Origin of the sequence: Streptomyces sp. NBC_00236, assembly GCF_036195045.1 — a bacterium.
Taxonomy (GTDB): domain Bacteria; phylum Actinomycetota; class Actinomycetes; order Streptomycetales; family Streptomycetaceae; genus Streptomyces.
The window spans coordinates 509,327-521,693 of sequence record NZ_CP108100.1; the positions used below are offsets into that span (position 1 = coordinate 509,327).

Here is a 12,367-nt window from a genome sequence, read left to right on the forward strand (position 1 = left end):
CGGATCCCTGAACGAGTCCAGGGGATCGCCTGCGGACATGAGACAAGGGCGTCCAACGTCGATGCTTGAAGCGGCGGCAGGGCCGTTTGCTCGGGTGACGGCAGGCCGGCCGACTGTGAGAAGCGACCTCTGAAGCCGTGTTGCCCTCCCACCCGAAGGCGGGAGGACAACGCCACTGAGATTCCTCAGGCAGGGGCGCCTGTTGGACGAACATCCCTTGGCACTACCCGATGGGCGGCCCCCGCTCCACCCGAGGGCAGCGCGCGTCGCTCCGCCGCCTTTCGCCGCCCCGCGGATGTGGGCACCGGTGGTGTTGAGCCGCGAACAGGGCCGGAGTTCGGCGAGCCGCTTCACTGTCTGGTCTTCACACGGGCGACAGACTCCGCACCCCCGTCACCCCTTGCTTGACCCCAGCGTGAGCCCCGCGATGAAGTGCCGCTGGAGCAGCAGGAAGACCACGAGGGTCGGGAGCGCGACGATCACCGAACCGGCGGCGAGCAGGTTGTAGTCGGTGAAGAACTGGCCGCGCAGGTTGTTCAGCGCCGAGGTGACCGGGAGTTTGTCGCCGTCGGAGATGAAGACCAGCGCCCAGAGGAAGTCGTTGTACATCCAGGTGAACTGGAGTGTGCCGAGGGCCGCGAGTGCGGGACGGCACAGGGGCAGGGTGATGCGCCAGTACTGGGTCCAGACGCCGGCCCCGTCCACGACGGCAGCCTCCAGGATCTCCTGCGGGAGGGTCCGCATGAAGTTGGCGAGGACGAAGACGCAGAAGCCGAGCTGGAATCCGACCTGCACCAGGATGACGGCCCAGTAGGAGTCGAACATCGTCATCGAGTCGGACATCCAGTAGGGCAGCGGGATGCGGTTGAAGACGACGTACAGCGGTGTGACGATCACCTGTTGCGGGAGCAGGTTCCCCGCGGTGAAGAGCATCAGCAGGACGAGCCCGCCGCGCATCCTCAGCCGGGCCAGCGCGAACGCCACGAACGAGGCGAGGAACAGGGTGACGAGGACTCCGGGCACCGCGATGATCATGGTGTTGACGAAGTACTTCGTCATCCCGGAGTCGGTGAACGCCTGCCGATAGTAGTCCAGCGAGAGATGGCGGGGCAGCGAGAAGTACCCGTGCTCCGAGGTCTCGTCGTAGGGCCTGAGCGAGGCGTACACGGCGAGCAGCAGTGGGGCGAGGAAGGCGAGCGACACCGTCATCAGGAAGGCGTGCACGCCGAGCCGGCCGGGGCGGACCCGGCGCCGGGACGTGGCGGGGACGGGCTGCGCCGGGCGGGCGGCGGTTGCTTGCGTGGTCATCGGTCCTTCTCCCCTCGGATCTCCTGGACCAGGTACGTCACGACGAATCCCAGGGAGACGACCAGCAGGACGACCGCGATGGCGGAGCCGAAACCGATCCGGCTGGCCTCGCCGATGATGTTGTCGGTGACGAGCACCGAGAGCAGTTCCAGGCCGTTGCGGCCGTGGTTGACCGCGTAGACGATGTCGAAGGCGCGCAGTGACTCGATGACGGTAATGACGCCGACGATGACGTTGACCGGGCGCAGTGTCGGGAAGACGATGCGGAAGAAGGTCTGGGTCTCGCTCGCCCCGTCGATCGCGGCGGCTTCCTTGAGGGAGGTGTCCACGGCCTTGAGTCCGGCGAGGTAGAGGATCATCACGTAGCCGGTGTGGCGCCAGGCGGCCGCGAGCAGGACCATCCAGATGTTGAGGTCGGGATCGCCCAGCCAGTCGGTCGGTGACGCGGTGTCGCCGACGATGGCGTTGAGGGCTCCCTGGTCGCGGGAGAAGACCAGTTGTGCGATGAACCCGACGACGGCGAGGGAGAGCACGACGGGCATGTACAGGGTCGACTGGTAGAAGCGGCTGAAGCGCACGCCCTTGTCGATGAGTACGGCCAGGAGCAGCCCGAACGGTGTGGCGACCAGGCCGAGGAAGGCGAGCCAGAGCAGATTGTGGCGGGCGGCGGGCCAGAACTGCGGGTAGTTCGTGAAGAGGTTCGTGTAGTTGCGCGTGCCGACCCACTCGATGTCGCCGATGCCGTCCCAGCTGGTGAAGGAGAGTACGACGGAGGCGAGGGTCGGCCCCCACACGATGGCGATGTCGAGCAGGACGGGTATGCCGAGCAGGGCGCCGAGCACGACGAGGTCGCGGCGGGTGAACCGTCGCGAGCCCCGTCGTCCGGTGCGCCGCCCCGAGATGAACGACACGGTCGGTACTCCCGGTTCAGTCCGAGGCGAAGATGGTCTTCTTCTGCCGTTCGATGTCGTTGACCAGGCCGTCCACGTCGTTCGGACTGCTGATGAACTTCTGGATCGCCTGGATCATGACCGTGGACGCGAAGTCCGGACGGGTGTCACGGTCCAGGAACTGGGAGATCTGCTTCGCCCCCGAGACCATGTCGACGGCCTTCTTCTGGATGGCGGAGTACTGGGAGGTGTCCGCCCGGTCGTTGACCGCGATGTTGTTCGGGTCGCTCTTGAGGTAGATGTCCTCGGCCTTGCCGGTGGCGAGCCACTTCAGCAGGTCCTTGGCGCTCTCCAGGCTCTTCGCGTTCTTGAGGCTCTTCGACTTCTTCGCCAGCAGGAACCCGTCGATCGGCGCCTCGACGGCGTCCTGGCCGTGCTCCGGGTTGATGACGGGGAAGGGGAAGAAGTCGAGGTCGTCCTGTTCCGCCTTGGGGAACTGGGCGCCGGGGTGCGGCAGTCCGAAGACGGCCATGCCCGCGTCACGCTTCTGGAGGCTGGTGGCCGCCTCCTGCCAGGTACGGCCGTTGGCGCCCTGCTGGCAGTACGGAAGCAGACGCCGCCAGGTGTCGAAGACCTCCCTGACGCGCTTGTCCGTCCAGGCTTCCTCGCCGGCCATCAGACTCTTGTGGAATTCGTATCCGTTGGTCCGCATGTTGATGTAGTCGAACGTGCCCATCGCGGGCCAGCCGTCCTTGTCGCAGAAAGCGATGGGGTCGAGCTTGTCCTTCTTCATCTGCTTGGCCAGGGCCACGTACTCGTCCAGCGTCCTGGGCGCCTGGTAGCCCCGTTCGGTGAAGAGGCTCTTCCGGTGGAAGACGGCCCACGGATAGTAGTAGTACGGCGTGAGGTACTGCTTGCCGTCCTCGCCGGTGGACTGGGCCTTCAGAGCGTCCGAGAACCCCTCGTAGCCCTCCCAGTTGTCGCTGATGTCGTACAGCAGCCCCTTCTTGGCGAAGAACTGCATGCGGTATCCGGCGAACCACATGAAGACGTCGTCGGGCTTTCCCTGCAGATAGCGGTTGATGTTCTCCTGAAAGGTGTTGTGGTCAACGGTGTTGACCTTCACCTTCCGGCTGTCCGACTGGCCGGCATAGGCCTTGAAGGCGTCGGCGAAGGCCTTCTTCGGAATGGGGTCGGAGGCATTCGAGCCCAGGCTGATGGTCTTGCCGTCACCACCGGGCCCGCCTCCGCACGCGGTGAGCAGTGCGGGAAGCGTGACCGCGCCGGCACCGACTGCCGCGCCACGCAGCAGAGTTCGCCGGGACATCCGATGTCCCGTGACACTGCCGGGCAGATCTGACCTGTCGTACGAGTGCGCCATGACCCCCTCCTCCGGAAGGCAACCCAACACAACCGAACGTGCGCTTGGATCTCACCCCCAACGAGCAGTGGCGTCAAGGGTTTTGACGAGATACCGAACATCCGACACCACCCCTCTTCCAACAGACTCCAACACGCTCTAACGTAATCGCTCGTCTTGGCGTGCACATGCCGCCACTCGATTCGGCACGAGTACGGAGGAACGTAACGATGCGTCATCTTCCAAGCCGTACAACCCGCACAAGCCGCCACAGAGTCATCGGAGCGCTGACCGCGGGCCTCCTGTGCGCGGCGGGAGTCACCGTTCCCGCCGCCGCACAGTCCCCCGAACCCGCCACGGCGCCGACGGCCGAGGCTCGGGCCGGCAACGGCCTCGCGCTCACTCCGCCCATGGGGTTCAACAATTGGAACTCGACCCATTGCCGGGCCGAGTTCGACGAGGAGATGGTCAAGGGGATCGCCGACATCTTCGTCGAGAAGGGGCTCAGGGAGGCGGGCTACGAGTTCGTCAACCTTGACGACTGCTGGGCGAAGCCGCAGCGTAATGCGGACGGCAAGCTGGAAGCGGATCCGGTGCGATTCCCGAACGGCATCGCGGCCGTTGCGGACTACGTCCACGCGAAGGGTCTCAAGCTCGGCATCTACACCAGCGCGGGCACCAAGACCTGCGACAGCGTCGGTCTTCCCGGCGCGCTGGGTCACGAATACAGCGACGCACAGCAGTTCGCGGACTGGGGCGTCGACTACCTCAAGTACGACAACTGCAACAACCAGGGCGTGGACGCGAAAGAGCGCTATACGACGATGCGGGACGCACTGGCCGCCACCGGTCGCCCGATCGTCTACAGCATTTGCGAATGGGGCCAGAACAAGCCCTGGGAGTGGGCCGCGGAACTCGGCAACCTCTGGCGCACCACAGGCGACATCAACGACAGCTGGAGCAGCATGCTGTCGATCATGAAGCAGAACCTGCCGCTCGCCTCGGCGGCGGGCCCCGGCCACTGGAACGACCCCGACATGCTGGAGGTCGGGAACGGCGGGATGACGGACACGGAGTACCGCACCCACTTCTCCATGTGGTCGGTGATGGCCGCACCGCTGCTCATCGGCTCCGATCTGCGCACGGCGACGCCCGAGACGTACCGGATCCTCTCCAACCACGAGGTCATAGCCGTTGACCAGGACCCGCTCGGCAAGCAGGGGGTCGTGCTCTCCTCCGACGGCGGACGCTGGGTCGTGGCCAAGGAGATGCAGGACGGCAGCCGGGTGGTGGCGCTGTTCAACGAGACCGGGAGCGCGCAGCGGATCGGGACGACGGCTGCGGCGGCGGGGCTTCCGCAGGCCGACGCATACGCCGTACGTGACCTGTGGGAGCACACCACGCGCAACACTGCGGGCGGCCTTTCCGCCACCGTCCCGGCCCACGGGACGGTGATGCTGCGCGTCGCCGCCGACAGTCACTGGGCCGCTTATCCGCCGGCGGTGGAACTGGCCCTGGACGGCAGCCCGCTGGTGGAGGCGGGCCGCACGGCACGACTGACGACGACGGTCACCGACCTGGGCCGGACGCCCGCCGCCAAGGTGTCGGCCGCGCTCACCGGGCCGTCCGGCTGGCGGATCGCGGCCGACTCCGCGACCAAGGCACCGGTCCTGCCGACAGGAGGGGCGCTGACCACCCACTGGCGGGTGACGGCGCCGCCGGGCACGGCCACCGGTACCTACGATCTGACGCTCACCGCGCAGTACCGCTCGCCCACCGGGCAGCCGGTACGGTCCGCCGTGCCGTTCCAGGCCCATGTGGTGGTGGCGCCCCCGGCCGGCGGCGGCTACCTGAGCGATCTGCCGCAGCTCACCGCATCCAACGGCTACGGACCGGTGGAGAAGGACACCAGCAACGGCGAGAGCGCGGCGGGCGACGGACATCCGCTGACCATCGGCGGCGAGGTGTACGCCAAGGGGCTGGGGGTGCATGCGGCCAGTGCCGTCGAGTACTACACGGGCGGCGCGTGCGCCACGGTGACGGCACACGTCGGGGTCGACGACGAGAAGGGCGCCAAGGGAAGCGTGGCCTTCGAGATCTGGGCGGACGGCACGAAGGCGGCGTCGACCGGGGTCCTGACCAACGCCATGGCGGCGCAGCCCGTCTCGGCGGACGTCAGTGGTGCCCAGGTCGTCCGCCTGGTGGTCACCGACGGGGGCGACGGCGTCGACTCCGACCACGGGGACTGGGCGGACCTCCGCATCACCTGCTGACGCCTCCGGGAGAGCAGAGGGATTCCGAGGGACCGGGTGGCGGCGTCCTGCGCCGCCACCCGGAGACCGCGCCAGGGCCTGCCGCGTCACACTGCCGTCCGTCGTGCGACGCCATGCACGCACGCTCGCCGTACCGGCCCCAGGCCCCGGTACGTCCGGCACAGGGGCCTGGGGCCGGCACGCCGAGAGCACCCACCTGACGCCGCGCTGCTGCCCTTCGGACGACGACGGCAGTGTGGCGACAGGCCCTAGACGGAGACCGCTCCGTCCGCGGCCACGCGCGCGGCGAAAGCCGCTGCCGCCGCACCCACCAGCCCCGCGTCGTTGCCCATGACAGCCGGGGCCACGGTCAGCTTCTGGACGAACGACAGCGTCGCGTACCGCCGCAGGGCGCTGCGGAGCGGGGCGAGCAGCACCTCGCCGGCACCGGCCACGCCGCCGCCGATCACCGCGATGTCGATCTCGACCAGGGTGGCCGTCGCCGCGATGCCCGCGGCAAGGGCCTGTGCGGCCCGCTCGAACGAGGCCACCGCGATGGGGTCCCCCGCCCTGGCCGCAGCCGCGACCGCCGCCGCGGTCGCGTCACCGTCGGGACCGGGGCGCCAGCCGCCCTCCCGTGCGCGACGGGCGATATTGGGGCCGCTCGCGATGCGCTCGACACAGCCGCGCGCCCCGCACGGGCACGGGTCGCCGTCGAGGTCGACGCTGATGTGCCCGATGTGGCCCGCGTTGCCGCTCGGGCCGGGGTGGAGCTTGCCGCCGAGGACGAGCCCGCCGCCGACGCCGGTCGACACGACCATGCACAGCGCGTTGTCGTGGCCGCGGGCCGCGCCCAGCCAGTGCTCGGCCGCGGCGATCGCGACGCCGTCGCAGACCAGCTCGACCGGGAGACCGCCGGTCGCCGCCCTCACCCGCTCCACCAGTGGGAAGTCCCGCCACCCGGGTACGTTCACGGGGCTGACCGTGCCGGCGGCGGCGTCCACCGGACCGGCGCTGCCGATGCCCAGGGCGGAGACCCGGCTCCACAGGGGCGACGCGGACAGCTCGGCAAGCACCTCGGCCACCGTCGCCATCACCGTTTCGCTGTCCTCGCGGGCGGGCGTCGGACGCTGCACCCGGACGCGGAGCGTGCCGTCACCGTCCACCAACGCCCCGGCGATCTTGGTGCCGCCGATGTCCAGCGCGGCGACGAGGTCGGTATGCATCGGTGTGCGCTCCGTGGGTGAGGTGGTGGGACCTGCGACTTCAGTCAATAGTCTGCACAGTCTCCATTCCTCTGACAACGTTGTCCAGGGCCTATGCTCGACGCCACAGCCTCCGGCCTCCGCCACGGCACCCGCCGCGGCGCTTCCGGACCGCCCGTACCCGACGACAGGACAGCGCATCGTGGCCGAGACCACCCGTCACTCCGAGCCCCGCTACGGCAACCGGCCGACCATGAAGGACGTGGCGGCCCGTGCCGGAGTGGGCCTCAAGACGGTCTCGCGCGTGGTCAACAGCGAGCCGGGTGTGACACCCGACACCGAGCGCCGGGTCCAGGAGGCCATCGACGCGCTGGGCTTCCGCCGCAACGACAGTGCGCGGGTGCTGCGCAAGGGCCGCACCGCGTCGATCGGTCTGGTGCTGGAGGACCTGGCCGACCCGTTCTACGGCCCGCTGAGCCGCGCCGTGGAAGAGGTGGCCAGGGCGCACGGCGCCCTCCTCATCAACGGCTCCAGCGCCGAGGACCCGGAGCGGGAGGAGGAGCTCGTGCTCGCGCTGTGCGCGCGACGGGTCGACGGCCTCATCGTGATTCCGGCCGGCGACGACCACCGCTATCTGGAGCCGGAGATCAAGGCGGGCATAGCGACGGTCTTCGTGGACCGTCCGGCGGGCCGGATCGAGGCCGACATGGTGCTCTCGGACAGTTTCGGGGGCGCCCGCGAGGGTGTCGCCCATCTGATCGCGCACGGCCACCGCCGCATCGGGTTCATCGGTGACCAGCCGAGGATCCACACGGCCACCGAGCGTCTGCGCGGTTACCACACCGCCATGTCCGACGCCGGGATAACGGTCGAGGAGTCCTGGGTCTCGCTCGGCTCCACGGAGCCCGAACGGGTCCGGCCTGCCGTCGAGACCATGCTCTCCGGTCCCGAACCCGTCACCGCACTCTTCGCGGGCAACAACCGCGTGACGGTGACAGCGGTGCGCGTACTGGCCGGCCGGGAACGACCGGTCGCCCTGGTCGGGTTCGACGACATCGAGCTCGCGGACCTGCTCGGCATCACCGTCATCTCCCAGGACGCGGCGGCCGTCGGGCGCACCGCGGCCGAGCACCTCTTCCGAAGGCTCGACGGCGCCGACCACAGCCCGGCACGCGTCGAGCTCCCGACGAGGCTGATCCCGCGCGGTTCGGGCGAGCTGCGCCCGGCCTGAGCCGGGCGCCGGAAACGGACCGACTACGGCGTGGTCACCGTCAGTCCGCCGCGCCGCGGTGAGGCGAAGGCGTCCAGGTCCGCGCGGGTCAGTCCGGTCAGCCGGGCCACCTCCGCAGTGTCCAGGGCGCCGCAGTCGATGCCCCGCAGCAGGTATCCGCTCAGCGCCTTGGCGGTGGCGGGTTCGTCCATCACGTCGCCGCCCGCCTTCGCGACGTAGGCGGCGAGCCGGGACGCGGCCTGCTCCAGGCCTTCGCGGTAGAAGGTGTAGACGGCCGCGTAGCGGGTCGGGAGGTGGCCCGGGTGCATGTCCCAGCCCTGGTAGTAGGCGCGGGCCAGTGCGCGCCGGGTGAGCCCGTAGTGGAGCCGCCAGGCCTCGTGGACCTGAGGGGTGGGCCCCACGGGCAGGACGTTGGTGGAGCCGTCGGAGACACGCACTCCGGTGCCCGCGGCGGCCACCTGCATCACGGCCTTCGCATGGTCGGCCGCGGGATGGTCGCTCGCCTGGTATGCCGCGCTGACCCCGACGCAGGCGCTGTAGTCGAACGTGCCGTAGTGCAGGCCCGTCGCGCGGCCCTGCGCGGCGTCGATCATGCGGGCGACGGCGGCGGTGCCGTCGGCGGCGAGGATCGACTGGCTGGTCTCGATCTGGATCTCGAAGCCGAGCCGCCCGGAGGGCAGGGAGTGTGCCCTCTCGAAGGCTTCGAGAAGCTGGACGAAGGCGGTGACCTGTTCGGGGTACGTCACCTTCGGCAGCGTGAGCACGAGCCCTTCGGGGAGGCCTCCCGACTCCATCAGGCCCGTCAGGAAGACGTCCGTGGTGCGGATGGACCGATCGCGTACACCGGCTTCCATGCACTTCATCCGGATGCCCATGTACGGCGCCGCCGTGCCCTTCGCGTACGCCTCGGAGATCAGCCGGGCCGCGCGGGCCGCGGCCTCGTCCTCCTCGGCGTCCGGCCGGGGGCCGTAGCCGTCCTCGAAGTCGATGCGCAGGTCCTCGACGGGCTCGCGGGCCAGCTTGGCGCGTACGCGGTCGTGGACCGGCCCGGCGAGCTCTTCCGGGATGCCGAGCACCGCGGCGAACGAGGCGGCGTCGGGGGCGTGCTCGTCGAGCGCCTCCAGCGCCCGGTCGCCCCAGGTGCGGATGGTGTCCGCGGTGAAGGTGTCCCCGGGTACGTAGACCGTGTGGACGGGCTGGCGCGTTCCGGGATCGCCCGGGTAGCGGCGGGCGAGTTCGGCGTCCACCGCCGTGAGGGAGGCGCTGATCCCGTCGCTGACCGCACCGGCGAGGCTCGTCGCCACCTTCTCCTGCTGACCCATTTCCGCACCCTCCACGCTCTCGTTGTTTCCGCTTCCCGGAATCAACAATCCGTATAGTGAAGTTATAAGGCTGCCGTATCTGCGTCAATGGTGGTCGGGAACGGCCCGGGGCCGCGCGGTGGGTCTCACCGTGCGGCCCCGGGCCGTTGTCCGTGTGTACCGGTCGAGGGTCAGCCCTTGCGGGCGGTGATCTCGTCGGTGAGCTGGGGGACGACGTTGAAGAGGTCGCCGACGACGCCGTAGTCGACGAGGTCGAAGATCGGGGCCTCGGCGTCCTTGTTGACCGCGACGATGGTCTTCGAGGTCTGCATGCCGGCCCGGTGCTGGATCGCGCCGGAGATGCCCGAGGCGATGTAGAGCTGCGGCGAGACGGACTTGCCGGTCTGGCCGACCTGGTTGGTGTGCGGGTACCAGCCGGCGTCGACCGCGGCGCGGGAGGCGCCGACGGCCGCACCGAGGGAGTCGGCGAGGGCCTCGATGATCGCGAAGTTCTCCGCGCCGTTGACGCCACGGCCGCCCGAGACCACGATCGCGGCCTCCGTCAGCTCGGGGCGGCCCGTCGACTCGCGCGGGGTGCGGGAGACGACCTTCGTGCCGGTGGCCTGCTCCGAGAAGGAGACCGCGAGGGCCTCGACGGCGCCGGCTGCCGGAGCCGCCTCGACCGGGGCCGAGTTCGGCTTGACCGTGATGACCGGAGCGCCCTTGGAGACACGGGACTTGGTGGTGTACGAGGCGGCGAACGCGGACTGCGTCGCGACCGGGCCCTGGTCTCCGGCTTCCAGGTCGACGGCGTCGGTGATGATGCCGGAGCCGATACGGATCGCGAGACGGGCCGCGATCTCCTTGGCCTCCGCGGAGGAGGGCAGCAGCACGGCGGCGGGCGACACCGCGTCGCAGGCGGCCTGCAGCGCGTCCACCTTCGGAACGACCAGGTAGTCGGCGAACTCGGAGGCGTCGGCGGTCAGGACCTTGACCGCACCGTGCTCGGCGAGCACGGCGGCGGTGTCCGCGGCACCGTTGCCCAGCGCCACCGCGACCGGCTCACCGATCCGGCGGGCGAGCGTCAGCAGTTCCAGGGTGGGCTTGCGGACGGCACCGTCCACGTGGTCGACATAGACGAGAACTTCAGCCATGGGACTTCAATCTCCTGCGTGTGCGAGGTAGGCGGGGGCGGTGAGGGAACAGCCGGGCTCAGATGAACTTCTGGCCGGCCAGGAACTCGGCCAGAGCCTTGCCGCCCTCGCCCTCGTCCTTGACGATCGTGCCCGCGGTACGGGCCGGACGTGCGGCCGCGGAGTCGACCGCGGTCCAGGAACCGCCCAGACCCACCTCGTCCGCGTCGATGCCCAGATCATCCAGATCCAGCGACTCGACCGGCTTCTTCTTCGCCGCCATGATCCCCTTGAACGACGGGTAGCGGGCCTCACCGGACTGGTCGGTCACCGACACCACCGCCGGCAGCGACGCCTCCAGCTGCTCGGACGCCGTGTCACCGTCCCGGCGGCCGCGCACGACACCGCCCTCCACGGAGACCTCGGACAGCAGCGTCACCTGCGGCACACCCAGCCGCTCGGCCAGCAGCGCCGGAACCACACCCATCGTGCCGTCCGTCGACGCCATCCCCGAGATCACCAGGTCGTAACCCGTCTTCTCGACCGCCTTCGCCAGCACCAACGACGTACCGATCGCGTCCGTACCGTGCAGATCGTCGTCCTCGACGTGAACAGCCTTGTCCGCACCCATCGACAACGCCTTGCGCAACGCGTCCTTGGCGTCCTCCGGACCCACCGTCAACACGGTGACCTCCGCATCGTCCGCCGCGTCCGCGATCTGCAACGCCTGCTCGACCGCGTACTCATCCAGCTCCGACAGCAGACCGTCGACATCCTCACGATCCAACGTCAGGTCATCGGCGAAATGCCGGTCACCGGTCGCGTCGGGCACGTACTTCACACAGACAACGATCCTCAAGCTCACGCCGGCTCTCCTACTGCATCGTCATTTCCGGGCTGCCTTGTTGCACGCAGCATAGGCGCCTGATGGGGCGATTTCCGGTCGGGGCGACCGGCGCTCCGACCGTAATATTACTCGTCAGTACACCCATTGGGTGCCCATTAAGCAAGCGCTTGGCACTGTGATCTGGCCTACGCCGGGCAGTCCGGCGCCACCGGATGATCTCAGTCTCGCAGAGCCGTGAACCGGCCCTGGTGATAGACCAGCGGCCTGCCGCCCCCCGCCGGATCCCCGACGACCGCCTGCGCGATCACGATCCGGTGGTCCCCCGCCGGAATCCGCGCCACGACCCGGCAGACGAGCCAGGCGAGCACGCCGTCCAGCAGCGGGACGCCTTCCGGTCCGCTGCGCCAATCGGTGGACGGTCCGAACCGGTCGGCGCCGCTGCGGGCGAAGGTGGTGGCCAGCTCCCGCTGATGGTCGCCGAGTATGTGCACGCCGATGTGGCCGGCTTCCGAGACGACGGGCCAGCTGGAGGACGAGGTGCCGACGCCGAAGGAGATGAGCGGCGGGTCCGCGGCGACGGAGTTGAGCGAGGTGGCGGTGAAACCGACCGGCCGTTCACCGGCCGCGGTGATCACGGCGACACCGGCGGCATGCTGCCGGAACACGGAACGCAGGAGGTCCGGGGATGCCGTCAGGGGGGTGTCGGTCTCGGGTGATGCCGTCATGGAGATGTCCTTCTGCGCGTCGGGGGTGCGGGGCCGTGGATGCTCAGGCATCCGGACAGCGCGCACTCGCGTTGCGGGCGAGGTCGATATGGACCCGGCCGTAGAGAAGGAGTTC

10 protein-coding genes are annotated in these 12,367 nt (G+C 69.3%); 2 read left to right on the top strand and 8 right to left on the bottom strand.

The genetic code is table 11. The features are described from left to right. Window positions 1–393: 393 nt before the first annotated feature. The 3 genes from OG446_RS02285 to OG446_RS02295 are packed head-to-tail and all read right to left on the bottom strand — an operon-like array spanning window position 394 to window position 3,525. Complete coding sequence (locus OG446_RS02285; RefSeq protein WP_328892416.1) at window positions 394–1,308, bottom strand: carbohydrate ABC transporter permease; 915 nt, start codon at window positions 1,306–1,308, stop codon at window positions 394–396. Further along, a complete protein-coding gene (locus OG446_RS02290; RefSeq protein WP_219573164.1) occupies window positions 1,305–2,219 on the bottom strand; it encodes a carbohydrate ABC transporter permease in 915 nt (304 codons plus the stop codon). The genes OG446_RS02285 and OG446_RS02290 overlap by 4 nt, the downstream gene beginning before the upstream one ends. 16 nt (window positions 2,220–2,235) lie before the next feature. Next, window positions 2,236–3,525, bottom strand: coding sequence for an ABC transporter substrate-binding protein (locus OG446_RS02295; RefSeq protein WP_328892417.1), 1,290 nt, complete (start codon window positions 3,523–3,525; stop codon window positions 2,236–2,238). Between the two features lie 263 nt (window positions 3,526–3,788). Between OG446_RS02295 and OG446_RS02300 the strand changes: the two genes are divergently transcribed. Continuing rightward, entirely contained in the window at window positions 3,789–5,831 is a 2,043-nt protein-coding gene (locus OG446_RS02300) for an NPCBM/NEW2 domain-containing protein (RefSeq protein WP_328892418.1), read from the top strand. A 248-nt stretch (window positions 5,832–6,079) separates the two neighbouring features. Here the strand turns inward: OG446_RS02300 and OG446_RS02305 are convergent, their stop codons facing one another. After that, window positions 6,080–7,036 (bottom strand): ROK family protein, encoded by a 957-nt coding sequence (locus OG446_RS02305; protein ID WP_328892419.1) that lies wholly within the window; start codon window positions 7,034–7,036, stop codon window positions 6,080–6,082. Window positions 7,037–7,217: 181 nt separating this feature from the next. Here OG446_RS02305 and OG446_RS02310 point away from each other — a divergent pair, with 181 nt between their 5' ends. Continuing rightward, entirely contained in the window at window positions 7,218–8,246 is a 1,029-nt protein-coding gene (locus OG446_RS02310) for a LacI family DNA-binding transcriptional regulator (RefSeq protein WP_328892420.1), read from the top strand. Between the two features lie 23 nt (window positions 8,247–8,269). On the opposite strand, the gene OG446_RS02315 is transcribed toward OG446_RS02310, so the two are convergent. The 4 genes from OG446_RS02315 to OG446_RS02330 all read right to left on the bottom strand — a co-directional run bounded on the left by OG446_RS02315 (window position 8,270) and on the right by OG446_RS02330 (window position 12,252). After that, window positions 8,270–9,568, bottom strand: a complete 1,299-nt coding sequence (locus OG446_RS02315; protein ID WP_328892421.1) for a DUF6986 family protein — start codon at window positions 9,566–9,568, stop codon at window positions 8,270–8,272. Between the two features lie 170 nt (window positions 9,569–9,738). Next, window positions 9,739–10,701 carry an electron transfer flavoprotein subunit alpha/FixB family protein gene (locus OG446_RS02320; RefSeq protein ID WP_328892422.1) on the bottom strand — a complete coding sequence of 321 codons (963 nt, stop codon included), beginning with the start codon at window positions 10,699–10,701 and terminating at the stop codon, window positions 9,739–9,741. Window positions 10,702–10,759: 58 nt separating this feature from the next. Next, entirely contained in the window at window positions 10,760–11,545 is a 786-nt protein-coding gene (locus OG446_RS02325) for an electron transfer flavoprotein subunit beta/FixA family protein (protein ID WP_328892423.1), read from the bottom strand. A gap of 200 nt (window positions 11,546–11,745) precedes the next feature. Continuing rightward, a complete protein-coding gene (locus tag OG446_RS02330) occupies window positions 11,746–12,252 on the bottom strand; it encodes a flavin reductase family protein (protein WP_328892424.1) in 507 nt (168 codons plus the stop codon). Window positions 12,253–12,367 lie beyond the last annotated feature (115 nt).